19 protein-coding genes are annotated in these 23,939 nt (G+C 61.3%); 6 read left to right on the forward strand and 13 right to left on the reverse strand.

What is annotated here, in order from left to right; genetic code table 11:
• The first annotated feature begins 10 nt into the window (after positions 1 to 10).
• The gene (locus ND528_RS07535; protein ID WP_137214462.1) at positions 11 to 886 is read left to right on the forward strand and encodes a metal ABC transporter substrate-binding protein; all 876 of its coding nucleotides are present in this window, start codon (positions 11 to 13) and stop codon (positions 884 to 886) included.
• 84 nt (positions 887 to 970) lie between these two features.
• Here the strand turns inward: ND528_RS07535 and ND528_RS07540 are convergent, their stop codons facing one another.
• Positions 971 to 1,489, reverse strand: coding sequence for a DUF3617 domain-containing protein (locus ND528_RS07540; protein ID WP_016772436.1), 519 nt, complete (start codon positions 1,487 to 1,489; stop codon positions 971 to 973).
• Positions 1,490 to 1,620: 131 nt separating this feature from the next.
• Here ND528_RS07540 and cls point away from each other — a divergent pair, with 131 nt between their 5' ends.
• Positions 1,621 to 3,060: a cardiolipin synthase gene (gene cls / locus ND528_RS07545; protein ID WP_130911470.1), complete on the forward strand. Its 1,440-nt coding sequence runs from the start codon at positions 1,621 to 1,623 to the stop codon at positions 3,058 to 3,060.
• A 10-nt stretch (positions 3,061 to 3,070) separates the two neighbouring features.
• On the opposite strand, the gene cfaB is transcribed toward cls, so the two are convergent.
• The 5 genes from cfaB to hflK (ND528_RS07570) all read right to left on the reverse strand — a co-directional run bounded on the left by cfaB (position 3,071) and on the right by hflK (ND528_RS07570) (position 10,387).
• A complete protein-coding gene (gene cfaB / locus ND528_RS07550) occupies positions 3,071 to 4,258 on the reverse strand; it encodes a C17 cyclopropane fatty acid synthase CfaB (protein ID WP_263470006.1) in 1,188 nt (395 codons plus the stop codon).
• Between the two features lie 177 nt (positions 4,259 to 4,435).
• Positions 4,436 to 6,346: a cation-translocating P-type ATPase gene (locus tag ND528_RS07555; protein WP_263470007.1), complete on the reverse strand. Its 1,911-nt coding sequence runs from the start codon at positions 6,344 to 6,346 to the stop codon at positions 4,436 to 4,438.
• Entirely contained in the window at positions 6,343 to 7,392 is a 1,050-nt protein-coding gene (gene hflK / locus ND528_RS07560; protein ID WP_263470008.1) for a protease modulator HflK, read from the reverse strand. Before hflK (ND528_RS07560) ends, ND528_RS07555 begins: the two co-directional genes overlap by 4 nt.
• Positions 7,389 to 8,429, reverse strand: a complete 1,041-nt coding sequence (hflC, locus tag ND528_RS07565; protein ID WP_137214467.1) for a protease modulator HflC — start codon at positions 8,427 to 8,429, stop codon at positions 7,389 to 7,391. Before hflC ends, hflK (ND528_RS07560) begins: the two co-directional genes overlap by 4 nt.
• The gene (gene hflK / locus ND528_RS07570; RefSeq protein WP_263470009.1) at positions 8,426 to 10,387 is read right to left on the reverse strand and encodes a protease modulator HflK; all 1,962 of its coding nucleotides are present in this window, start codon (positions 10,385 to 10,387) and stop codon (positions 8,426 to 8,428) included. The genes hflC and hflK (ND528_RS07570) overlap by 4 nt, the downstream gene beginning before the upstream one ends.
• A gap of 202 nt (positions 10,388 to 10,589) precedes the next feature.
• Between hflK (ND528_RS07570) and lpdA the strand changes: the two genes are divergently transcribed.
• Complete coding sequence (lpdA, locus tag ND528_RS07575) at positions 10,590 to 11,990, forward strand: dihydrolipoyl dehydrogenase (RefSeq protein WP_263470010.1); 1,401 nt, start codon at positions 10,590 to 10,592, stop codon at positions 11,988 to 11,990.
• A gap of 86 nt (positions 11,991 to 12,076) precedes the next feature.
• Here lpdA and ND528_RS07580 read toward each other — a convergent pair whose 3' ends face one another.
• Positions 12,077 to 12,550, reverse strand: coding sequence for an Lrp/AsnC family transcriptional regulator (locus ND528_RS07580; RefSeq protein ID WP_024014870.1), 474 nt, complete (start codon positions 12,548 to 12,550; stop codon positions 12,077 to 12,079).
• 145 nt (positions 12,551 to 12,695) lie between these two features.
• Here ND528_RS07580 and ND528_RS07585 point away from each other — a divergent pair, with 145 nt between their 5' ends.
• Positions 12,696 to 13,325 (forward strand): LysE family translocator, encoded by a 630-nt coding sequence (locus tag ND528_RS07585; protein ID WP_212617480.1) that lies wholly within the window; start codon positions 12,696 to 12,698, stop codon positions 13,323 to 13,325.
• On the opposite strand, the gene ND528_RS07590 is transcribed toward ND528_RS07585, so the two are convergent.
• From ND528_RS07590 to ND528_RS07615, 6 genes are all read right to left on the reverse strand, one after another.
• Positions 13,322 to 15,457, reverse strand: a complete 2,136-nt coding sequence (locus ND528_RS07590) for a hypothetical protein (protein WP_263470011.1) — start codon at positions 15,455 to 15,457, stop codon at positions 13,322 to 13,324. The two genes, ND528_RS07585 and ND528_RS07590, sit on opposite strands and share 4 nt — an antisense overlap.
• Positions 15,444 to 16,628, reverse strand: a complete 1,185-nt coding sequence (locus tag ND528_RS07595) for a DUF3142 domain-containing protein (RefSeq protein WP_263470012.1) — start codon at positions 16,626 to 16,628, stop codon at positions 15,444 to 15,446. Before ND528_RS07595 ends, ND528_RS07590 begins: the two co-directional genes overlap by 14 nt.
• A gap of 141 nt (positions 16,629 to 16,769) precedes the next feature.
• Positions 16,770 to 17,609, reverse strand: coding sequence for a class I SAM-dependent methyltransferase (locus ND528_RS07600; protein ID WP_212617483.1), 840 nt, complete (start codon positions 17,607 to 17,609; stop codon positions 16,770 to 16,772).
• Positions 17,603 to 18,757, reverse strand: coding sequence for an acyltransferase family protein (locus ND528_RS07605; protein ID WP_263470013.1), 1,155 nt, complete (start codon positions 18,755 to 18,757; stop codon positions 17,603 to 17,605). The genes ND528_RS07600 and ND528_RS07605 overlap by 7 nt, the downstream gene beginning before the upstream one ends.
• The gene (locus tag ND528_RS07610) at positions 18,754 to 20,055 is read right to left on the reverse strand and encodes a glycosyltransferase (protein ID WP_212617485.1); all 1,302 of its coding nucleotides are present in this window, start codon (positions 20,053 to 20,055) and stop codon (positions 18,754 to 18,756) included. Before ND528_RS07610 ends, ND528_RS07605 begins: the two co-directional genes overlap by 4 nt.
• A complete protein-coding gene (locus ND528_RS07615) occupies positions 20,049 to 21,626 on the reverse strand; it encodes a glycosyltransferase (RefSeq protein WP_263470014.1) in 1,578 nt (525 codons plus the stop codon). The genes ND528_RS07610 and ND528_RS07615 overlap by 7 nt, the downstream gene beginning before the upstream one ends.
• A gap of 427 nt (positions 21,627 to 22,053) precedes the next feature.
• On the opposite strand from ND528_RS07615, the gene ND528_RS07620 reads away from it, so the two are divergent.
• Both ND528_RS07620 and gmd read left to right on the forward strand, forming a co-directional pair.
• Positions 22,054 to 22,968 (forward strand): GDP-mannose 4,6-dehydratase, encoded by a 915-nt coding sequence (locus ND528_RS07620; protein WP_263470015.1) that lies wholly within the window; start codon positions 22,054 to 22,056, stop codon positions 22,966 to 22,968.
• Positions 22,965 to 23,936 (forward strand): GDP-mannose 4,6-dehydratase, encoded by a 972-nt coding sequence (gene gmd, locus ND528_RS07625; protein ID WP_041476547.1) that lies wholly within the window; start codon positions 22,965 to 22,967, stop codon positions 23,934 to 23,936. Before ND528_RS07620 ends, gmd begins: the two co-directional genes overlap by 4 nt.
• Positions 23,937 to 23,939 lie beyond the last annotated feature (3 nt).

Here is a 23,939-nt window from a genome sequence, read left to right on the forward strand (position 1 = left end):
GTGTTTCCCGATGCGCGCTCTACTCGTGCTGTTCAGCCTGATGCTGTCGATGTCATTGTCGGCCGCCGAAAAACTGCCGGTGGTCACCAGCTTCAGCATCCTTGCCGACATGGTTCATCAGGTCGGCGGCGAGCATGTGCAGATCACCAACATGGTCGGCGCGGATGCCGATGCGCACACCTACGAGCCGACCCCTGACGATGCCAAGGCGCTGCTCAAAGCCAAAGTGATCATCAAGAACGGCCTCGGTTTCGAACCTTGGCTGGATCGCCTGGTGACCAGCACCGAGAGCAAGGCAACGGTGATCAGTGCCAGTCGCGGGGTGATTCCACGTTCGCTTGATGAAGACGGCGAGACCGTTCCGGATCCGCACGCCTGGCACAATCTGGCGAACGCCGAGTTATACGTCGCCAACATTACCAAGGCGCTGATCGCCGCCGACCCGGGCAACAAGGCTGACTACGAGCGCAACAGCCAGACCTACCTCAAGCAGATCTATGCCCTGCTCGCCGAAGCCAAAAACAAACTCGGCGCGCTGCCGCCGGGCAATCGCAAGATCGTCACCAGCCACGATGCCTTTGGCTATCTGGGTCAGGCTTATGGCATCGACTTTATCGCGCCACAGGGTTTATCCACCGAACGCGAACCCTCCGCCGCCGAAGTCGCTGCGCTGATCACGCAGATTCGCCAGGCCAAGGTCAAAGCGGTGTTCATGGAAAACATCAAGGACGCGCGCCTGCTCAAGCAGATCGCGGATGAAAGCGGCGCGCACATTGGCGGCACCCTGTACTCGGATGCACTGGCGGCGAGCGGACCGGCGAGCACCTTTACCGGACTGTTCGAATACAACCTCAATACGCTGTACAAGGCGCTGCGTCAGCCATGACTTGAGGCGAACTTCCGATCTTTCGCGAGCAGGCTCGCTCCCACAGTTTGAATGCGTTTCAACTGTGGGAGCGCTGCGAAGGTTTCAAGCGCGGGGTTTTACCGTGCCGCAATCCTGACCCAGCCACACCGCACGGGTTTCCAGGCTGCCCTTCTGGTTGATGCCGATGGCGTTGAAGGTGCCATTGGCAACGGTGGTGAATTCGCGGTCACTGAGGAACGTCGCCACGCCTGTGCCCTGGGCTTTCGGGCAGCTGAAGCGGAATTTCCACTGGTTGCCGGTGCGCTCGGTGATCTGCTGCTTGCAGCCCGATTGCGGGTCGGCCAACGGGATGTCGTTGGTCGCCACCTGCTGCGGCGTCAGGCAAGCGCGGATGCCTTTGCCGCCGATGTTGATGCCGTTCTTCTCCAGCGCCGCGCGCTGCTGCGGGGTGATCTGGCCTTGAATCTGGCCAAGGATCGATTGCACATCCATGGCCTGATCATCGACCTTCAGGTTGCTCGAAGACATTTCCCACAACCCCGGCTGCAGCATTTGCGCCTGCGCAACCACCGGTAATGCCAAACCCAGGCCCAGCGCCAAACCCAGCAGACGAACGTTCATCGAGTAACTCCTGATCAGTTGTGGCCGTTAGACGCCGGCCGATTGCGTCGGTTCATGCACCGATTAAATAGAGACATTCGCGGCAGAACATGGTCTGTTAAGCATTGCATCTCGCGGAGCAAGGCTGCCCCATGGATTTTTTCGGACCGCACATTTTCGGTTACCTGATCGCCCTTTTGCACACACTCGGTTCGATCGCTGCAATCCATGCGGTGCTCACCGTACGCACCGCGCAAGGCTCGATCGCTTGGGCATTGTCGCTGATCTTCATTCCCTACCTCACGCTTATTCCATATCTGGTATTTGGTCGCAGCACCTTCGATGGCTACATCAAGGCCCGGCGCCAGGCCAACGAGCAGATGCGCCTGGCCATCTCCGAATTGAACTGGCGCCCGTGGGTGGAAGAAGCCCTCGCCGCTCGCGCTTCGAGTGCCTATGCCTCACTGCGCGCGATGCCGAAACTGGGGCGCATGCCGTGCCTGGCGAACAACGAGGTGCAACTGCTGGTGAACGGCACCGCGACTTTCGATGCGATTTTTCAGGCGATCGAACAAGCGAAGGAAGCCGTGCTGATCCAATTCTTCATCATTCACGACGATCGGCTCGGCCAGCGCTTGCGTGATTTGCTTTTGCAGAAAGCCGCTGAAGGCGTATCCATCCATTTGCTCTACGACCGTATCGGCAGCCATGCCCTGCCCCATCATTACGTGCAAGCGCTGCGTGATGCCGGCGTCGAGGTCAAAGCCTTTGCCACACGCAGCGGCTGGCTCAACCGCTTTCAGGTCAACTTCCGTAACCACCGTAAAATCGTCGTGGTCGATGGCGTGGTCGGGTTTGTCGGCGGGCATAACGTCGGCGATGAATACATGGGTGAGAAGCCACCATTGGCGCCGTGGCGTGACACCCACGTCAAAGTCCGCGGGCCGGTGGTGGCCTGCATGCAGGAATCGTTCGCCGAAGATTGGTTCTGGGCTGCTCGTACTTTGCCGCCGTTGATCCTTCCGGATACATACCCGGAGGATGGCGTGCTTTGCCAATTGCTCGCCAGCGGCCCGGCGGATGCCTACGAAACCTGCTCGCTGTTTTTCGTCGAAGCCATTCACGCAGCAACGCAACGGGTCTGGATCACCAGCCCTTACTTCGTCCCGGACGAAGCGGTGTTCGCGGCATTGAGGCTGGCAGTTTTGCGTGGTGTTGATGTGCGCCTGCTGTTGCCGTCGCGGCCTGATCATCGCATCGTCTATGCCGCCTCCAGCCTGTATGCCTTCGAGGCGGTGCGTGCCGGCGTGCGGGTGTTCCGCTATCGACCGGGTTTCCTGCATCAGAAAGTGGTGTTGATCGACAGCGAAATCAGCGCCATCGGCAGCGCCAATCTGGACAATCGCTCGTTCCGCCTGAATTTCGAAGTGATGTTGCTGACCGTCGACAGCGAGTTCGCCGCCGCTGTGGAACAAATGCTCAATGACGATTTCGCCCTGGCCGATGAAGTGGCCAAAGAAGAAAGCCGGGAGATCCACCGCCTGCAACAGGTCGGCATGCGGATCGCCCGGCTGATTTCGCCGATTCTCTGAGCGCCCCGTTTCAGGGGTGGTAGATGTCGTCGCGGGTCCAGGGCAGTTCGTGGCTGCCATCCGGATGCGCTTTTACGGCGAGGATCTGATGCAGATTGATCCAGCCACGCGCAAAGGCATACGCGCAACCGGCCAGATACAGACGCCAGATACGCAGTGCTTGCTCAGGCACCAGTTTCGCCGCAGCTTCGAGGTTATCCTCCAGTCGCTCGCTCCAGTGATCGAGCGTGCGCGCGTAATGCAGGCGCAAGCTTTCGACATCGACTATTTCCAGCCCGGCTTCACTGATCTCGGCTGAGATCATCGCCAGATGTGGCAGCTCGCCGTTAGGGAACACGTATTTTTCGATGAAGTCGCCAGCGCCGCGTCCAACCGGGCGGCCATCGGTGTGCTTGGCGGTGATGCCGTGGTTCATCACCAGGCCGCCCTCCTTCACCGCGCCAAACAGCGTTGCGCAATACTCGGCGAGATTGGCATGGCCAACGTGTTCGAACATGCCGACGCTGACAACCTTGTCGAAGCGGCCGTCCTGCGGCAGATCGCGATAGTCGAGCAATTGCAGTTCGACCTGATCTTCCAGAGCTTCGGCCTTGACCCGCTCCTGCGCCAGCGCCAACTGTTCCTTGCTGAGGGTGATGCCGAACACCTTCACGCCGAACTCTCGTGCTGCAAACCGCGCCAGACCACCCCAACCACAACCGACGTCCAGCAGATATTCGCCCGGCTGCAAGCGCAGCTTGCGGCACAGATGGCGGAATTTGGCTTGCTGCGCCTGTTCGAGGGTCTCGCTGCCGGTTTCGAAATACGCGCAGGAATACACCATGTCGCTGTCCAGCCAGAGCTGGTAGAACGCGTTCGACAGGTCGTAGTGGTAGGAAATGGCTTTGGCGTCGGTGTCCTTGTCGTGATGCGCACGCACCGGCTGACTGCCTTCGTCCTCGTCGAGCAGCGCACTGCTCAACTCATCGCAGACCCGGATGACTTCGCTGATCGAGCCCTCAAGCTCCAGCTTGCCTTCGACGAATGCCGCACCCAGCGCATCCAGGCTTGGGTGGGTGAACTGAGTGACCATCTGCGGGTCCTTGACCACGATGGTGACGCTGGGCGTCGGCCCCAGATTGAACTCGTGGCCGTCCCAGAGTCGCAGGCGAAGCGGTAGCTGCAGGTTCTGCAAGGCCGGTGGAAGTTGCGCGAGCATGGAAAATCCCCCCTTGTTTCAGACGTCTGATCTGAGGGTAGACCAACCTGGAAAAATAGCAGGCTATCGATTCGATCGGCCTTGTCTATCGTGATCGGCACATCGGCTGAACGCCACAGACGACGCGCCTTACGATAGATGACTGCCTGCGCACTCGGCGGTTCGATGAATTTTCTTTCATTTAGCGTGAGCGTCGAGCCTGAGCAATGGCTCCTGAAAGCGCAGCAAACGTCCGGCGTTGCCCAATACCAACAAGGTACTGAGGTTATGCAGCAGCGCTGCAATCATCGCCCCGGCGGCGCCAAGCCAACCGAAAGCCGCGAAGACCACGATCGCCAGCGTCCAGCCGAGACCGATGATCACATTCACTTGCAAGGTACGCCGGCACTGACGACTCAAGCGCACGCAAGTACCGAGGCGACGCAGATCGCTGCCGATCAACACGATGTCCGCCGAGGCCAGGGCAATGTCGGCGCCGCCAGCGCCCATCGCCACGCCGACCACGCCGGCCTTGAGCGCGAGCGAATCGTTGATGCCGTCGCCTACCACCATCGGGCGGAAGCCGTGGTCGATTTCCTTGAGCACGCGATTAAGTTTGTCCTCCGGGAGCGCTTGCGCCTGGACTTCGTTCAGCCCGACTTCCTGCGCCAGGGTTAGGGCAACGCTCTGACGATCACCGGTCAACAGGAGTTGGCGTCCCAGCCCCAGTTCGCGTAACTCGTTCAAGGCGAAGCGAGCTTCGGGTTTGATGCTGTCTGCTAACAGCAGCCAGGCGAGGAATTCACCGTTTAAAGCCAGGCCGGCAATCGGGCCATCATGTTCAGGAACAAGGGTGGTTGTGATACCCAGTTGCGCGAACAACTCTGGACGACCGAGCGCAGCTTCGCCCTTCTCTGTCGTCGCCACTACGCCCAGGCCTTGGCGCTCATGGATGTTGGTCAGAGGCCAATACGCTTCCTGATCAACCAGCCCAGCGAGTGCCCGGCTCACCGGATGACTGCTTGCCGCGCCAAGACTGGCGGCCAGTGTCTGCACTTCGGCGGTTTCCGCATTCAGGCTGTCGATCGACTGCAAACGCAAGGTGCCGTACGTCAGCGTGCCGGTCTTGTCGACCACCAGCGAGGTCAGATCGGCGAGTTCTTCGAGGAACGCCGAGCTGCGAATCAGAATCCCGTGACGCGCGGCGACGGCGACACCGGCAATCGCCGTGGCCGGCGCCGACAGCACCAGCGCACACGGACACGCCGCCACCAATACCGCGAGCATTGCTTGCGCATCATGGGTGACGAACCAGGTTACCGCCGCCAGCAACAAGACCAGCACCATGTAGCTGCCGGCATAGCGTTCGAGCAATCGCGTAATCGGCGGTTTCGAGCGCTCGGCGTTTTGCATCAGCGCGATGACTTTGCCCAAGGTGGATTCGTCACCGGTACGGGTGACTTCGACGCGCAGCAATCCATCGAGGTTGATCGCGCCGCCGAACACCAGCATGCCGACGCCCGCTTCCACCGGTACCGACTCACCGGTAATCGACGCCGTATCGAGACTCGCCTGGCCGGACAATACCCGACCGTCCGCCGGCACCCGATCACCGGCCCGCACCTCGACAACATCGCCAGCGCTGAGCGTGCCGTTGTCCACTTCGATGATCGAACCGTCTGCTTGCAGCTTGCGCGCATGGCTGCGGGTCAACTGGCCAAGCGCATTGATCGCTTCCTGGGAGCCGATGACGCTGCGCTCCTCGAGCACATGGCCGAAGATCATGATGATAGGCAACAACGCGGCGGTGAGCAGATCGCCGGTCGCCCACGCACCGAGCATGGCCAGCGCGATCAACTGATCGGTGATGCCGTGCAGGCTCGGATAACGCAGGCTGTACCACGCCGAACGGATCACCGGGACCGCCACCAGCAACGACGCGAAACCGAGCAGCAATTGGCTGACCCCGGTTTGCTCCGGAAGTATCCAGCGCCAGAGCAAGCCCAGACCCAGCAGTCCGAGCGCAAGCATCGCCAGGGTCAACTGGCGCGCGGCACGGCGTTGTTCGGCCGAGGACAACAAACCTGGAGCAGCGGTGTTCGCCATCATTGAGTGGCTCCTTGGATGATCAACCGGGAATCGTCCTTCGGGTTGACGGTGGTGACCGACCCGGCCTGACCGAGAATTTTCGGCAGGCGTTCGCGATACAGACGCAGGAGCATTTGCGGGTCGGCAGACTTGGCCAGACTCGTGACGGTTGCGGTATCGGCCGAGGCTTTTGCAAGACGCTCGCCTGCCTGCGCGTGAGCCACTTGCAGGGTGCGGTCAGCCTGTTCGTTGGCAGCTTGAGTGAGTTTTTCCGCCTCGGTACACGCATTGGCCACCGCCTTATCGGCTTGCTGACTGGCGGTCAGAACCGCGTTGAAGGCACTGACCGCCGGCTCCGGCAGACTTGATTGCACATCCACCCGCGACACCTCGATGCCGATGCCCTGCCCGCTCGCCTTCAGTTCAGCGAGACGCGCGTTGATGCCTTGCACCAGATCACCGCGCAATCGCTCACGGCGCTCGGCCGCCCGATTGTCGGCGCCGATCAATTCCGGACGCGCGACCAGAATGGTGTCGAGATCTCGCGCGGCGGTCAGGGCCACGGCGCTGCGCGTCACTAGCCGATCGAGTGCCGGCAGCACATGCTCGCCTTGCAACACGAATTCGTAGGGATCGGAGACTTGGTAAAACACTCGCACGTCCAGTTGCACTACACCGGCGTCACCGGTCAATAAATAACCAGATCCGGCGAGTGCATCGCTCAACGGAGTGGCGAAAGACGCCACCCGATCAGCCTTTAGCGCTTCATCGCTGCGCAACAGATTTTCCACCCGACGCTCGATCACCCGGTCCGCCGCCGGCAATAGAACTACCTGCTCAAAAGGTTGCGGCCAAGCCCATAACAGTCCAGCACTCTGAACGCGATCCAGCGCGCCGAAGTGCAGCACCACGGCGCGGTTCTGTGGATCGATCTGCCGCACATTGGAGAACGCCCATGCCAGCGCCGCCAACACGGTGATCGCATACAGAGAGATGAATGTAAGACGTCCCGCCTGAATCCACGGACTGTTCAACGCATGTGTTCCACGTGGAACTTCTTTATTCATGGCTGCGATCCGGACTTGCTGTCGAGGTTCGGCGGGCCATCGACGAGCACGCGGAACGGCGCGGCATCGGTGCGCAGAATCAGTTTGGTTTCCGGCGTGACGATGGTGCCGAGGGTATCGAGCGAGCGCAGCAGGTTATAGAGCTGCGGCGAACTGGCGTAGGCGCGACCATAAATCTGCGCAGCCTCGACCCGTGACTGTGCTTCGATATCGGCGGCTCTCACCGTCGCATCGGCTTGGACGATCCGCGCATCGCGCTCGGCGGCGGAGCGGATTTGCGCCGCCTCGCGTTTGCCAACAGCCGTGCGTTCGGTAGCAATGGTTTCACGCTCGGCGCGCATGCGGTCGACCGTGGCGCTGAGCGTGACCGAGGGCAAAGTCAGCCGCTCGATACCGACCTGCACCACGCGCACGCCATAAGTAGCAAGCAACTGTTGATCGATCTGCTGACGCAACTGCGCTTCAAAACCAGCGATGCGCACTTGTTTGGCATCAGTGTTGACCAGATTGGCCAGGTCGAAACTGCTGGCCGTGGTCTCCAGTGCCGAGCCGACAAAAGTGCGAATCTGCCGCGCCGCTTCGTCCGGCTGATTCTGCACGGCACGCATGAAACGCTGCACGTGTTCAGGATCACCCTGCACCTGCCACGCGACGTAGGCCTGAACGATGATGCGCAAACCGTCCTTGGTGCCGACGTCCTGCAAACCACTTGAGGTGGTACGTAGACGCAGGTCCACCGGGATTGCCGCTTCGAACGGTGCCGGCCAGCGCCAGCTCAAACCGGGATCAAGCAAGACCCGCGACGGATTTCCGAAACGGGTGATGACCGTGGCTTCACCGGAGCGCACTTGCACCAGACTCGCGGCGGCAATGGCAAATGCCACCAGCAACGCAGCCCAGCCCATACGCCGCCATGGAAATGGCCCGGCCTCTTGCGGATCGCCGTGATGGTGATGATGACCATGATGGTGATGCCCGCCGTGGCCGTGATCGTGGCCGCTGTGGTCGTGAACGTCATGAACAGGCGACTGGCTCAATGGGTGGCTCCTGGTTGAGCGGTGGTACGGGGGGGCGACGGATCAGCCGGCAACGTAAAAGTTCGCAGATCGATGGTTGGCGCATGCGCACTGCCGCCGAGTCGATGGTCGAGCACCAGCAACCTGGCCTTACTCAAGCCCTGACTGAGCTGGCTGAGATATTGCTCCAGCACGAAGGCTTGGCCGGCACAGGCGAAGGCTTTCTGTTCGGCGCTGAATTTCAGGTCGGCGGCTTGCGCGGCGGCATTGATCTCCCGTGCGTTTGCCGTTGCCCGGTCGCGCGCCGTGCTCGCCTGCAACTGCGCTTCATTACTGGCCTGCGCAGCCGCCCCGCGTTCGCGAGCGATCAACGCCTGCGCGCCGATCTGCGCCGCTTGCACACTGTGATAGGCATTCGCCGCGCCGGCCGGTGGATGAATCGCTTCGACAACTGTGGCGAGGATTTCCACGCCACTGTTCAATGTGTTCAGATCATTTTGCACTGCGCGACCGATTTCCTCAGCCAGCCCTGCCCTGTCATCGCCGAGCAGACCGTCGAGGGTGCGCGAGGCAAAATCGTGAACCAGGATGCGGCTGGCGGTGCTGCGAATCAGCGTCGGTACATCAGCGCTGTTGTAGGTCGCGGCAAGTGCCGCTTCGTCGTTCAAACCGATGCGATAAACGAAGCGCACGTCCATGTTGACGATTTGCAGGCCCTGTTGCGCGCCGCGGCGGCTGGCGATGACCTGGGATTTGTCGTTGACGTGGCTGGCGTCCCACAAACGGTTGGCGGTCAGCGGCGCCGGGCCTTCAGCTGAATCGGACTGCATAGCGACTGGCTTATCGCCGACGCTGGTTGCCAGTTCGTGGACTACGCCGTTCTCAACGCTCAGCACACGCCCCAACGGCCAAGGTAATCCGACGTGCAAACCTGGGCCGAAAACCTGTTCCGGTTTACCGAAGCGCTCGTAGATGCCGCGACCTTGCAGGGAAATTTCATGTACGCCGGTCAGCAGCCAACCGCTCAGTGCCACCACTGCCAACACGGGTAACAAAGCCCGGCGCATGTAACTGAACGCCCAGATCTGGCGCAGATCGATGCCGAACCGATTGTGCATTTCATGCTGCAACGCCAGCCACGGCTGCGGCGGCCAGCGCAGCATATCGGCGATAAAACTGCGCGCCAGCAGGGTCGGTTCCAGTTGCTCACGCCGCGGGCTGAAGACAGACAGTAACGCGCGCAACAACAGTTCGCCGGCAACCAACGTTGGCAGGACTGCGCTCAGCACCGCCACGCGTACCGGCCAGACTGCGCTTTCGCTGGCAAACAGCAGAAACAGCGCACCGATCAACAGGGTGATGATCACCATCCGGGTCAGTTGCGCCAGCGCAGCCGCTTCCGGCCATTGCGCCGGCGGTTCCTGCGCCAGTTGCCGCTCCAGCACCAGCAGGGCAAACGCCAGCAACAACGCCAATGCCGTACCGATGCTTGCCGAAAGTCCCAAGGCCGCCGCAGGCAACGTGAGATTCCACACCTGCTCAATACCAAGCAGAACCAGCAACGCCCAGCCGCCGAGCCACAACGTCGGCGCGCCGATGTGCCCAAGCAGATGGCGGCTCTGCTGACTCAAGCGCTCCAGAAGCCTTTCGTACCAGCCCTCGGCTGCGGCGCCCTCCTCCACGACGGTCGATTGCGAAGCGGGCGGATGCATCACCCGCGCGCGCCACTGCGTCACCCACCAGGCCGATTGCAGACCGGCGACCAGCACCAGCAACGCCGCGCTCTGATTGACCAACAACGGTAACCACAGGGATTGCGGCACAAACAGGCCGACGAAAAACGCCAGCACCCAGCCCGACGCGGCCACTGCGCCGAGTCCATACGCCAACCGACGCAATTTGCGTGACTGCGCGGCTGCCTGCTGAAAGCGCGGCAGCCCGGTGACTGGCGTGGCGTCCAACTCAAGATCGACTTGCATAACACCCCGGCGAAATAGTCTTAGCGTTACGATATAACAGAGACTGTGAAATATTCGTACACAATTGCCTTTATTCAAAGTCGCCGCAGCTGTCGCTTGCCTGAAGCCTTGACCGAAATGTCCGACAACGCTCATATTACGCACGTAATTTTTATCGCGACTAATCTTGGCTATCCCCCATAGAGCAATCTGGAGCAAGCGCATGAGCAACTATGACGTGGTGATTCTGGGCGGCGGCCCCGGCGGTTACAACGCAGCGATCCGCGCGGGCCAGCTCGGGCTCAAGGCCGCTTGCGTCGAAGGACGTGCGACCCTCGGCGGCACCTGCCTGAACGTTGGTTGCATGCCGTCCAAGGCCTTGTTGCACGCCTCAGAGCTGTACGCCGCTGCGGTGGGTAAGGAGTTCGCCAATCTCGGCATCGAGGTCAAACCGACGCTGAACCTTGCGCAGATGATGAAACAGAAAGACGAAAGCGTCGCCGGCCTGACCAAGGGCATCGAGTTTCTGTTTCGCAAGAACAAGGTCGACTGGATCAAGGGTTGGGGTTACATCGACGGCCCGGGCAAAGTGACGGTGACCGACGCTCAAGGCAACAAGAGCGAGCTCAGCGCCAAGGACATCATCATCGCCACCGGTTCCGAGCCCACTCCCCTGCCCGGCGTCGAGATCGACAACCAGCGCATCCTCGATTCCACCGGCGCGCTGTCATTGAGTGAAGTACCCAAACATCTGGTGGTCATTGGTGCCGGGGTGATCGGCCTGGAGCTGGGTTCGGTGTGGCGGCGACTCGGCGCGCAGGTCACCGTGGTCGAATACCTTGATCGTATCTGCCCCGGCGTCGATGGCGAGGCCGGCAAGACCTTGCAGCGCGCGCTGAGCAAGCAAGGCATCGCCTTCAAACTGAGCTCGAAGGTCACCAGTGCCACCAGCTCCGCCACAGGCGTGCAGCTTAGCGTCGAGCCTGCCGCCGGTGGCACGGCTGAGCTGATCGAAGCCGACTATGTGTTGGTAGCCATCGGGCGCCGGCCGTACACCCAGGGCTTGGGGCTGGAGAACGTCGGCCTGAGTACCGACAAACGCGGCATGCTCGCCAACAAGCAACATCGCACCGAAGCCGCCGGGGTCTGGGTGATCGGCGACGTCACGTCCGGGCCGATGCTCGCGCACAAGGCAGAAGACGAGGCCATGGCCTGCGTCGAGCAGATCCACGGCAAGGCCGGCGAGGTCAATTACGCGCTGATCCCCAACGTCATCTACACCCAGCCGGAGCTGGCCAGCGTCGGCCAGACCGAAGAACAGCTCAAGGCCGAGGGCCGTGCCTACAAGGTCGGCAAGTTTCCCTTCACCGCCAACAGCCGGGCGAAGATCAATCACGAAACAGAAGGCTTTGCCAAAGTCCTCGCCGACGAGCGCACGGACGAAGTACTCGGCGTGCACCTGGTCGGGCCGAGCGTGAGCGAGATGATCGGCGAATTCTGTGTGGCGATGGAGTTCAGCGCCTCGGCCGAGGACATTGCCCTGACCTGCCATCCGCACCCGACGCGTTCGGAAGCGTTGCGTCAGGCGGCGATGAATGTCGAAGGGATGGCGACGCAGATGTAGGTTCAAACCTTGCCGCCGTCTTCGCGAGCAGGCTCGCTCCCACTTTGGAATGCGTTCCCCCCTGCTCGCGAATGGTGCCACCCGGTCTACAGCGGTAGATGCCCCAACGGCAGCGCCCCCGGCGCTTTCACCGTGTGAATGGCAAAGTTGCTGCGAATATCGCTCACCCCCGGCAGTTTCAGCAGGTGCGCGCTGACAAAGCGGTCATAAGCGCGCAAGTCAGGCACCACTACCTGCAACAAAAAGTCCGATTCGCCGGACACCAGAAACGCTGAGACCACCTCAGGCAGCGCAGTAACAGCGGCATAAAAAGCCTCGGCGCGTTCTTCGTTGTGCCGCTCGACCTTGACCCCGACAAACACCGTCAGCCCCAGCCCGACTTCATCGCGATCCAGATTGGCCTGGTAGCCTCGGATCACCCCCGCCTCTTCCAGCATGCGCACCCGGCGCAGACACGGCGAAGCCGACAGGCCGATTTCTTCCGCCAGCTCGACATTGCTCAGGCGCCCGTTGCGTTGCAGCGCGGCGAGAATCTTGCGGTCATAGGCGTCGAGTTTCATCTTTGGCAGATCCCGATAGTTACAGGCTGTAAAGCCAGCAGGTTATGCCAAAACTGCCACGGTTTGAAGCCGACTACGCAAGCACCTGCCCTGCTCTCTCGCTCTAGACTGGCCCGAGCAAATCGACATCAAAAAGGGGTGTGATGTGGCAAGTCTGTGGCTGTTTATCCTGACCCTGGCTGTGGTTCTGCTACTGCCGGGACCGGACATGATCCTGCTGTTGCAAACCGGTGCGCGGCAAGGTCGAGGCGCGGCGCTGGCCACGGCGTTGGGCCTGGCCATCGCCCGCGCCTGCCACGTGGCACTGGCGGCATTGGGGCTGGCGGCGTTGTTCAAAACCGCGCCGTGGACATTCGATGTGGTACGCATCGCTGGCGCGGCCTATCTGTTGTGGATCGGTATCCAGTGTTTTCGCAACTCGCTGGTGCCGAGCCTGCAAACCCACGAGCAGGCACCCGCCCACGGCCAGTGGCGCGATGCGATCCGGCGCGGTTTGCTGACCAACCTGCTCAATCCCAAGGCGTTGCTGTTCTGCTCGGTGCTGTTGCCACAGTTTATCGTCAGCGACGGCGCGCCGGTGCTGACGCAGTTCGCCGTGCTCGGCCTGGTGCTGGTCTGCATCGGCCTGCTGTTCGACAGTGTTGTCGCCATGACCGGCGCGGCACTGGGCCGTTGGCTGCAACACAGTCCAACCGCCCAGCGCGTTCAGCAATGGCTGTTCGGCAGCCTGTTGATTGGCTTCGCCGTACGCCTGAGCTTCATTCAACAGGCCTAGCCTTTGCGCACCTTGCGCTGACGACGGGTGATCAGCAGTAACGCAGCAACAGCGACCAGGATGACCGCGCCGATCTGCACCGGCCACTTGTACGGCCGCAGCGTTTCACGCACGGCATCGGTCACCTGGGTGACGTAGCGCTTGTCGGCATTCTCAAAATCCGGATACGGGCATTGATTGCCGAAGTCTTGCGCCCACGGCACATAAGGGCCTTCCTTGACGTAGCGCTGATACAACGCACTCTGGTCTTCAAGGCTGCTGTTCCAGCCGGCCGCGTTGCACAACACCGCAGCAAACGCCTGACTGGTGTGCGGCAAGTTATCGGCGGCGCGACTGGCCAGTGCCGTGGCGACAAAACGATAGTGATAACGCAGATCCGGTTGCGCGGCGCTGGCCTGCTGGCGCTGCACTTCCGCAGTGGAGATCAGCGGGCCGACATCCAGCTTCGTGCTCTCAAGCGTGTAATTGCCGCCGAAGGTGGCGTAATCAGGGGCCATCTCATAACCGAGGATGTCCATGCCCCAATCACGAGCCGTCCACGCGGCATTGTACAAGGCACTGGCGCGTTTGCTCGGCCACCACGCCGACTCGGCCTTGAGCCGTTGCTCGCCATACAGCCGGGCCTTGTGCTGAAGATCGTCACTGGCGAAATAACCGACCGCTTCCTCGTAACGCCCCTCACGCAGCAGGCGCCGACCGAGCAGATTGCGCAGATTGGCGGCCACCGACAGCGGTACATAGTTGTCACGCTCCTGCTGCGTCAATGGCGGCGGCGCCGGCACGTTCTCATCGACGTACCGCTTGAGCTCATCGACCGTCAGCACCCGCTCGGCAACGGTGGCGGCATCGAACCAGTAAAGGCTGTTGCTGCGATACAGCTGCACGAACGCTTGCAGGTATTCGCCGCGTTGCAGCGCCAGGATCGCGCTTTCGCCCTCGACCCGGCATTTTGGCTGCACCGTTTCAAACGCCCAGTCCGGCGTGCGGCGATAACCCCAGTCTTCATTCTGTGGAAAGGCCTGGGCGGCTTTGGCGTAAGCGGCGGCAGCGGCAGGCGTGTCGCCGTCACGCACTGCCAGTTTTGCCCGCAGCCACCAGGCCAGTCCGCCGTCCCCGGCGTTTACCAGAAAGGCCTTGGCAGACGCGTAGTCGCCCTGTTGATAACTCATCGCCGCCAGTCGCTCGGCATTGTCGAGGCTGCCACGGGTGCTGTTTTGCAGGAGTGTGACGAGTTTCTTTTCATTCGGCGGCTGCTCACCAAATGACCAGCCCTGACGGCTGACCAGCGATGCCGTGACCAGTTGCTGCACCGCTGGCTGCTGGAGCAGTTTGGCCAGCTGAGATTCCGGCAATTCGGCCAGCTCGTTCATCAGTTGCTTGAGCGAGGTGTAGCCGACGGCCGAACCGTGCAGGTTCTGTGCTTCGTACAGTTCGATGGCGCCGCTCCAGTCGCCCGCGCTGCGCAACGCCCGCGCCTCTTCACCGAGGCTGGCAACGCCCAGTTCCAACGGATCGCTGAAGCCGTCGATGCTCAGTTGCCGGGCCTGCCGGAAGGCATCGCGCGCTTCTTCCAGCGCTTCGATGCGATCGTGCGCCTCGTTGCTCATGGCGAAGGCGATGCGCCCGAGGGAATACGCCGCCCACGTGCTGCGCAAAGGACGCTGCTCTGCCGGCAGCGCCAGCACCTTGTTGAAATACTCAATGGCCAATTGATGATCGCCGGTGGCAAAGGCCACCGCGCCGGCGACGTAAAAGCGGATTTCAACCGGCAGACCGGCGCCCTGCTCCTCGGCCTGCCGTGCATCGCTGAGCCCGCGCAGTTGCTTGACCACAGCGTATTGCTCGGCGCTCAGGCCAACCTGCTCAGCCTGTTCCCGCGCGAGCTGAGCCGCGTTGTCTTCGGCATAATCGTTGGGGTTGTGGGTCGCCGCAGTAACGTTTTTCAGCCCGGCAATGGTTTTACCGAGGCGACTGATTTCGAAGCTGAAACTGCCTTCGGGCAGATCGGCCAAGGTCTGCGCGCGGTTGTCGAGCAGGCGCATCGGGAAGTCCGGGCCGCAGGCCAGCGCCGAACCCAGCGGCAGGCTGAGGCTCAGGCAAAGCAGATGGCGGGGCCAGTTACGGGTCAACATGCGAACCTCCTTGATCAATATGTGCACAACGCGCCCAACCGACAGCGCGCTGCCCGCCCGCCGGCAAGCGACCGTCACGCAGGCGGGTGAAGGTAAGCAGATTGGCACTTTGTTGCAACGAGTAACCGGCGAGCGCATCGGCGCCAGCACAACCCTGCGCCTTAAGCGTGATTTGCGCAGGCCACGGGCTGTCGAGATTGCCGTGGTTTTCGAGCTGGATGTCATAGAGACCGCCCTGCTCTTTGAATGACAGGCGCAACTGACTGTTCAGCACATCGCCGCGAGCCACTGCGCGCAAAGTAGTCAGGCTCCAGGCGCGAAGATCGTTGGCCAGCGGCAGGCGAAACCAGATCAATCCAGCCAGATGCTCGGGCGGATCCTCACGCAAGGTCTGGCTCAGTTCGCCGAGTTGCAGCGGATCGGCGAGCAACTCCCGGCGCTGCCCGCCGCGCTCCAGTTGCACTTCGCTTTCCACCACGGGCGCGCCGCCGTCAGCGTCCAACAGCGCAACGCCGTAGGCCGGCAGCGCCAGATAGAACGGTTTGTCGCTGATGCGTGCCCAGGCCTTGGCCCACTTCAACGCCTGCTCGGGATCAAACAGACCCAGTCGCGGATCGCTCACGGCGTGGACTTGCAGCACGCTGCTGTCGACGCTTTGCAACAGCGCCGGCAACTGCGCGCTATCGAGCCAGGCCGGCAGCGCGGTGATGCTCAAAGGCAACGATGGCGGCAAGGCCGTGCGCAAATGTTTGAGGAATTCAGCGTACGCGGGCAGCCGTGCGTTGCCGGCATCGTGGTCGATTTCGATACCGTTCAGCGTGAGGCCTTGCGCTTGCCAATCGGCAATGACCTGGAGAATCTGCGCGGTGACCTGCTGCTGATCCAGCGACTGTAACTGGCCATCAAGGCGAATCACTGCAATCAAAGGGCGGCCATCCGCTTTCAACAAGTCTGGATCAACCCGCGCCCTGCTCCACCGCTCGCCGGGAAAGGCCTGCAATGCCAGCACGCGCAGTGTCGAGAAGTCGTGACGACTGTCGCGCAATGCCAATTCATGCGCAGACGTCCACTGGCGTTGCCAGACATAGAGTTGCTGGTCGAGTGGAGGCGCGACGGGTTGCTCGCACCCCGCAAGCAACACGCCGAGAAACAGACCCGCAATAAACCGCATACCTGGAAAATCCCCGAGACCACAGGCCGCAAGGTTACACAAAAACCGCGTAGGAGCTGACGAGTGAAACGAGGCTGCGATCTTTTGATCTTGATCTTGCTTCAAGACTCCAGATCAAAAGATCGCAGCGTACTGCAGCGCCTACAGGGATGCCGCAGGTTTGCGCGCGATGATCACCTGACTCTTGGCCACCACCGCATCCAGCGCCTGCTTGATTTGCGCCCCGCGCGGGGAATCCAGCACCGCCTGCCAGGTATTGGCCCAGTGCTCGAGCATCGGGTGATCGGGGTTGCTGAACTCGACCTTGGCCTCCCAGAACAGCATCATCCACATCGACCAGTAGAAGCCATATTGACTGTGGCTGACGATTTCCAGCCCGGCCTCGCTGACCATGGCCTTGAACTGGTCTTCGCTGATGATGCGTATGTGATTGGGTTTCTGGAAATACTCCGGCGCGGCAATGTCCTTTTGCAGCTCCTCGGAGCTGGGATGCGGCACGCTCAGCAGATACAACGCACCCGGTTTGCCAACCCGCACCAGTTCGGCAAGAAACTGCGCAGGATCGTCAACGTGTTCGATGACTTCGGTACACACCACACGCGTCGCCGTTGCGTCGGCAATCGGTAGCGGGTTGCAGTCGGTAACGTGGCATTCGATGTCCCGGGCCGGCGTGTCGCTCAGACGCTGGCGCGTGGCTTCGACCTTGGCCGCATCGATGTCGGCAAGAATGATCTTCGCTCCACGCACACCGCAGAAGTGCACGTTGCCGCCATCACCGCAACCGACATCAAGCAATGTGTCGTCGGCACTCACAGGGAATCCCGTATACAGCTCGTGGGTTTGCTGGTTGAACCAGCCGCTGAGCTTCGCATCGTAAAGGCCGAGCATGTACGGATCGACTTTGTCGGCAACCGCAGCGACCGGTTCTGCCGCAGTTTGCGCAGGCGTTGTCGCCGAGAGTTTCTTCAAAAAGCTCAGCATGAGGTGGCTCCGGTTGAGGTAACAGCGGTTCGGGAGGTGTCGAGGCGCCTGACCAACGCAGCACCGCGATTGCGCATCGGCACTTCGATCAAGCGATAGTTGAGTTCGCTGAGCAGCGCAATCAGGCCGAAGGCAATCAGCACCGTAAGGATGGGATGACCGGCCGGGCTCGGCAGACCGCTGCTCTGCAAGCGAAATATCAGCTCACGCAGCAGCAGATAGGCGGGGATGTGGATCAGGTAGATGCCGTAGGAGCGGCTGCCGATCCAGGCCAGGCAGCGCTGAATGCGTCCGGCAGGCATGAGGTAGTCACGGTTGTACGAGGCGATCCAGACCAGCAGCGCACTGAGCACGGCGATCGAACCGATGCGGAAACTGGCCAAGGTAAAACGGTCGGTGGCCATGAAGCTCAACAGCGCTGCAATGACAATCAAGGCTGAAATGCCAAGCCATGGTCGGCGCAAGAACGAGGGCTGCCAGCGCTGAAAACCCGGCTGCGCACTCCACATCGCCAACAGCACGCCAAGGGCCAGCGCATCGGTGCGCACTACCATCAGCAACGGCGTGCGTACGGCCAGAATCTGCACCGCGACCAGCGCCAGCAATGCCCAGACCAGGTGTCGGCGAAACAACAGGATCAGCAACGGAAAAAGCAGGTAGAACTGCTCTTCCAGCGCCAGGCTCCAGTAAACGAAACTGCTGCCATATTCGTAGTGGAAGAAGCTGTCGGCAAAGCGGAAATTGGCGTATTGCAGTACCCCGGCCAGGGTCGCCTGAAGATTGGCGGATAGCGTGCCGAACGCACCGGATCGATTGAAAAACATACAGGCCAGCAGGATCAGCGCCAGCCACAGCCAGGCTGAAGGCAGCAACCGAAAAGCCCGGCGCAGCCAGAAATGGCGAACCTGTTGCCAGCGCTCCTGGCCCGTCGTGCAGCCTTGCAACAGCGGGATCAGACTGCGGGCGATGACGAACCCGGAGATGGCGAAAAACAGGTCGACGCCCCACCACGTCTGCGCCCATTCGTGGATCCGGGCCAGCGACGGCACCGGGTCGCTGAACAGATTGTCCGGCAAATGGTGAAACAACACTCCAAGCACCGCGACCGCACGCAGGACCTCAATGTCCATAATGCGCTTGGCACTCATGCTTCTGGGGCTTCCAAAGCAGCCGCACGATGCTCGAACAACTGCGTCAGAAACCCTCGCAAACGCTGTTCCGCCACAGCCTGGCTGCAGAACGCCTGCAAGCTTTCGACTGCCTGCGCGGACATCTCGGCATAGCGCTGCGGCTGGTTTTTCGCGACGTCGTAACTGGCCCGATAGGCCTCGCACAACGAGGTCCAGTTGGTCACGTAGCGCAGGGTTCGGAACGCCTTGCGCGGGTCGTGGGGCCAGGCTGTCAGCTCGTCGGTGGACTCGATGAGAAAGGCATTTTCCGTGCTCAGGTAATCGATCATCGCCGTGGTACGCGGCGCCACCGCCGGCTTGCCGCAGGACATGAACTCCATCAGCGGCAGGCACTGGCCTTCACCGTAGGAGGTATTCACCACGTAGCGGGTGGCCTGCACCAGCTGCTCGTAGTCCGGATCGGCTAGGTAGCCGTAGATCAGAACGATGCGGCAGCGGTAAGACTGGTTCTTGTACAAGTGGTGGAGGATATCGCTGAGTGCTTCTTCGGCGTCATGGTGAGTGAGCTTGAGCACCAGCGTCGCGTCTTCGACATCGCGGAAACACACACAGAACGCGCTGAGCATGTCTTCCCAGTTCTTGCGCCCGTCACCGGGATTGAACACCGAGGTGTAAACCACGCCATCAAGCACCAGCGTCTGCTCGCAGGCCGGCGCGGCGAAGTCGATGCCGTCGCCGCTGCGCAGGTGCGCCGGCCCGAATGCGTTCAGATTGAGGGTGCGGCTGTCCGCGACCAGGCCTTTGATCGTCAGGCTGTACGCGGCGGCCAGCGCTTGCTCGGGCATTTTCGCGCCACGGGCAGCAAAACGGTCCCAGACCGGCGCCGGCACCGCGACGATCGGGTATTCGACACCCATCGCCTCGTGCACGGCGTTGACCGTATAGCTGGAGTGGGTGATCGCTGCGCCACAGGCATGCAAGACGCTACGCCAGTCGTTGCGCGGCTCCCCGGCGAAGGGCTCGTTGGGGATCGTGCTGAACTCCCACGCAAACACCGGCAGCGTCGGACAGGCCAAGTGAACGGGGGTGCGATGCGGCGGCGAGAACGATAGAAACACGCAAGGCTCGCCACGGCTCAGGCATTCCAGATACAGCGCATCGACTTCTGTCTGCGGATCGGCCACTTCCACCACTTGGCCGATGCGTTCGAGCACCGGGCGATATTCCTTGAGCACGAAGTAATAGCTGTACTCCGAACGCCCGAGGTTCTGCGCAATGGTGTGCCGGTTGGTTTCCGAATGAATGATGATCAGCATGAGGCGTTATCCGTCACTGGCGCAGCATCGGTGGGACCTGCTGTCAGCGCAAAGAACTCCGCGAGGCGTTTGCGCACCGGCGCGAAGGCGCAGTAATGCTGCATGCGCTCGACGGCGGCGGCAGACATCCGCTGATATTCCTGCGGCTGGGCCTTGGCCATTCGATAGCTGTTTTCGTAGGCGTCTTTCAGCGAGCCCCAGTCGGGGCGGTGCCGCAGCGTGCGGTAGATGATCCGCGTGTCCTGCGGCCAGATAGTCAGCTCTTCACTGGACTTGACCACGAACGCCACCGACTCATCGATGTAGTCTTTCATCGCCGTATGGTCTGGAGCGATCACCGGTTTGCCGCTGGACATGAACTCCATCAACGGCAGGCACAACCCTTCGCAACGTGACGCGTTAACGTAGAAACTGGCCGCCTGATAAAGCCTGGCGTACTGCGCGTCGTCGAGGTAACCGTGCATCACCACGACCCGACAGGCGAACGGCGTGAGTTGCGCCAGCAGGGTCATCAATTCGCTGTAATAGGACGCCAGATCATTCTGGGTAATCTTGAGCACCAGCGTCGCGTCGGGCGTTTCGCGAAACGCCCAGCAGAATGCGCTGATCAGTCGATGCCAGTTCTTGCGGCCATCCTTGGGGTTGAATACCGAGACATACACCACACCCTCAACTGTGGTTTCGACCACCGATGAGGTGTCCGGCAGATCGAGTGGCGCCGGTTCGATCACCGCCACCGGCGCAGCGCCGCACACCTCAGGCCAACGCTGTTGCAGCCAGCCATGCAAAGCGTCCGGCAGCAGATCGCGAATGCCTTCCCAGTACCAGTTGTGCAGAAATTTCACCCGTGGCACTGGTTCCGCCTGCTCGTGTCCCAGATCCAGTACCCACAGGCGCAGATAATGTCGAGCGATGACCAGTCGGCGTTTGAACGTCAACGGTGGCGGGCGCGCGGCTTCAATTGCTGCGGCAAGTGCAGCCTGCTCTTCAGGGCTGATTGGCGTCGGGATCAGCGCATCGGCTGACAGGCCGAGGGTGCGCGAATCGAATATGCAGCCCTTGATTGCCAGTGCAGTGCCCGGGTTGACCGGCATGGGTTGGTGTTGCTGACGAATCGTCGCGAAGCTGTCCCACAACGGCGTCGGCAAAACCAGCACCGGGAACGCTTCGCCCATGGCGCGGCGAATGGCCGTTGCCGTGTGGCTCGACAGGGTGATGACCCGGCCGTGGCGCGCGAGCATGCGTGTCCAGTCCTGACGCGGATCGTCGTCCCACTGTTCATCGGGGATAGAATCGAACTCCCAGGCCACCACGCAAATCGTCGGGCATTGGAGGTCGACCGGAGTTTTCTGCGGTGGGGTGAAGGACAGGAACACACTGTCTTCGCCAGCGGCGAGCAATTGCCGGTAAATCACATCGACGTCGGTGACAGATCCGGCCACGTGCACGCGCCCCAGGCTTTCCAGCACCGGGCGATAGGCTTTGAGGACAAAGTAATAGCTGTATTCCGGACGCCCGAGACTGGCACTGATGGAGCTGTCGTTGACGTCCGAATAGAGAATGAAATTCATGGCATCCCACGATGAAGCGCCATCCCGGCTACTTCATGCTATGACGGCCGGGCGTCGGATCGGGTCGGCAGGGCCGTTACTCGTCCGGCATCATCGGGCACGTCTTCGTTCTTGTTTTAGTGGTCAGTTTCACCCTGCGTCGCGGCGCCCTGAAAATCACCGGCCAACTCGCGACGAGGGCCATTCTAAACACATCCATCACGAGTCCGGGAACCGCCCGGCGAGAATAAATCGGACTACGCTGATGAGAACTGGCCAGTCACGATCTGCCCTGTTGAAATTGCCGAGCAATTGGCACAGATTGGCAACCAAACAACTACAACAACGGCTTCGCCTGCTGTTCCACCGGATATTTCCTCCGGTCTGACAGGGCTTTCCTCAAAGCGTGTAAGGAAAGCGGCGCAAGTCATGACCAAGGGGTCGCTGTTTGAAAAAACGTCTGTTCGTCACGGGCCTTACCGGCTTCGTGGGACAACACATTCAGTCTCGTCTGGCTTCGCCGGGATCGTCGTGGGAGCTGCTGCCTGCCGCTTCGGCCTACGACCTCACGGACGCCGACAGTCTCGTCGACCTTTGGTCTGAGGTACCGGATGCGGTCATTCATCTGGCCGGCCAGACCTTTGTGCCGGAAGCCTTTCGTGACCCGGCCCGCACTTTCGACACTAATCTTTTCGGCACCCTCAACCTGTTGCAGGCGCTCAAGGCGCGCGGTTTTGCCGGCACTTTCCTGTACGTCAGCTCCGGCGACGTTTACGGGCAAGTCGCCGAAGAGCATCTGCCAATCACCGAGCAACAACCGCCGCTGCCGCGCAATCCGTACGCGGTGAGCAAACTTTCAGCGGAATTTCTAAGCCTGCAATGGGGCCTGAGCGAAGGCTGGCCGGTGCTGGTCGCGCGCCCGTTCAACCACATCGGCACCGCGCAGAAAGACAGCTTCGTCATCGCCAGCGCCGCCCGGCAGATCTGCCGAGTCAAACAGGGTCTGCAAGCGCCGCAACTGCAAGTCGGCGATATCGACGTTACGCGGGATTTTCTTGATGTCGGCGATGTGATCGCAGCGTATTTCGCCCTGCTGGAAAACGGCACACCAGGGCAGGTCTACAACATCTGCTCGGGCCGCGAGCAACGCATTCGCAGCCTGATCGAGCAACTGGCCGATCTGGCCGAAGTCGACGTTGAACTGGTGCAGGATCCGGCGCGCATGCGTCGCGCCGACCAGCGCCGCGTCTGCGGCAGTCATGCAAAACTGGCCAACGCCACAGGATGGGCGCCAGCCATCACCACACAACAATCCCTGCGGGCGATCCTGTCCGACTGGGAGACGCGAGTACGACAAGAATGACAAAAAGTGCATTGATTACCGGGATCACGGGCCAGGACGGCGCCTATCTGGCCAAACTGCTGCTGGACAAGGGTTACAAGGTTCACGGCCTCGTCGCCCGGCGCAGCAGCGACTCGCGCTGGCGCTTGCGCGAAATGGGCGTCGAAGCCGATATCGTTTACCTCGACGGCGACATGGCGGATGCCTGTTCGGTGCAGCGTGCGGTAATCAAATCGGCACCGGACGAGGTCTATAACCTTGCCGCACAGAGTTTTGTCGCCGCTTCCTGGGATCAACCGGTCACCACCGGCATCGTCGATGGGCTGGGCGTGACCCACTTGCTCGAAGCGATCCGTCAGTTCAGTCCGCACACGCGTTTTTATCAGGCCTCGACCAGCGAAATGTTCGGCCTGATCCAGGCCGAGCAGCAGGACGAGAACACGCCGTTCTATCCACGCAGCCCTTACGGCGTGGCCAAGCTTTATGGCCACTGGATCACCGTCAATTACCGCGAAAGCTTCAACCTGCACGCCAGCAGCGGCATCCTCTTCAACCATGAATCACCACTGCGCGGCATCGAATTCGTTACCCGCAAGGTCACTGACGCCGCTGCGCGCATCAAGCAGGGCAAGCAGCACGAGTTGGCACTGGGCAACATCGACGCGAAACGCGATTGGGGCTTTGCCGGCGATTACGTCGAAGCCATGTGGCTGATGCTGCAGCAGGACAAACCCGACGACTTTGTGGTCGCCACGGGCGTCACCACCACGGTGCGCGAAATGTGCCGCATCGCCTTCGATCACGTCGGCCTCAACTACCGCGATTACGTGAAGATCGACCCGGCGTTCTTCCGCCCGGCCGAAGTCGAAGTGCTGCTCGGCAACCCGGCCAAGGCTCAGCGGGTGCTGGGCTGGAAACCGAAAACCGACCTGGACAGCCTGATCCGCATGATGATGGATGCGGACATGAAACGCGTCGCCAAGGAGTAGGCC

The sequence above is a fragment of the Pseudomonas mercuritolerans genome (genome assembly GCF_025706525.1).
Taxonomy (GTDB): domain Bacteria; phylum Pseudomonadota; class Gammaproteobacteria; order Pseudomonadales; family Pseudomonadaceae; genus Aquipseudomonas; species Aquipseudomonas mercuritolerans.

What these genes read in the sequence shown, in the direction of transcription:
- ND528_RS07535 (WP_137214462.1), top strand. Translation starts at nt 11, where the DNA reads ATGCGCGCTCTACTCGTGCTGTTCAGCCTGATGCTGTCGATGTCATTG.
- ND528_RS07540 (WP_016772436.1), bottom strand. Translation starts at nt 1,489, where the DNA reads ATGAACGTTCGTCTGCTGGGTTTGGCGCTGGGCCTGGGTTTGGCATTA.
- cls (WP_130911470.1), top strand. Translation starts at nt 1,621, where the DNA reads ATGGATTTTTTCGGACCGCACATTTTCGGTTACCTGATCGCCCTTTTG.
- cfaB (WP_263470006.1), bottom strand. Translation starts at nt 4,258, where the DNA reads ATGCTCGCGCAACTTCCACCGGCCTTGCAGAACCTGCAGCTACCGCTT.
- ND528_RS07555 (WP_263470007.1), bottom strand. Translation starts at nt 6,346, where the DNA reads ATGATGGCGAACACCGCTGCTCCAGGTTTGTTGTCCTCGGCCGAACAA.
- hflK (WP_263470008.1), bottom strand. Translation starts at nt 7,392, where the DNA reads ATGAATAAAGAAGTTCCACGTGGAACACATGCGTTGAACAGTCCGTGG.
- hflK (WP_263470009.1), bottom strand. Translation starts at nt 10,387, where the DNA reads ATGCAAGTCGATCTTGAGTTGGACGCCACGCCAGTCACCGGGCTGCCG.
- lpdA (WP_263470010.1), top strand. Translation starts at nt 10,590, where the DNA reads ATGAGCAACTATGACGTGGTGATTCTGGGCGGCGGCCCCGGCGGTTAC.
- ND528_RS07580 (WP_024014870.1), bottom strand. Translation starts at nt 12,550, where the DNA reads ATGAAACTCGACGCCTATGACCGCAAGATTCTCGCCGCGCTGCAACGC.
- ND528_RS07590 (WP_263470011.1), bottom strand. Translation starts at nt 15,457, where the DNA reads ATGTTGACCCGTAACTGGCCCCGCCATCTGCTTTGCCTGAGCCTCAGC.
- ND528_RS07595 (WP_263470012.1), bottom strand. Translation starts at nt 16,628, where the DNA reads ATGCGGTTTATTGCGGGTCTGTTTCTCGGCGTGTTGCTTGCGGGGTGC.
- ND528_RS07600 (WP_212617483.1), bottom strand. Translation starts at nt 17,609, where the DNA reads ATGCTGAGCTTTTTGAAGAAACTCTCGGCGACAACGCCTGCGCAAACT.
- ND528_RS07605 (WP_263470013.1), bottom strand. Translation starts at nt 18,757, where the DNA reads ATGAGTGCCAAGCGCATTATGGACATTGAGGTCCTGCGTGCGGTCGCG.
- ND528_RS07610 (WP_212617485.1), bottom strand. Translation starts at nt 20,055, where the DNA reads ATGCTGATCATCATTCATTCGGAAACCAACCGGCACACCATTGCGCAG.
- ND528_RS07615 (WP_263470014.1), bottom strand. Translation starts at nt 21,626, where the DNA reads ATGAATTTCATTCTCTATTCGGACGTCAACGACAGCTCCATCAGTGCC.
- gmd (WP_041476547.1), top strand. Translation starts at nt 22,965, where the DNA reads ATGACAAAAAGTGCATTGATTACCGGGATCACGGGCCAGGACGGCGCC.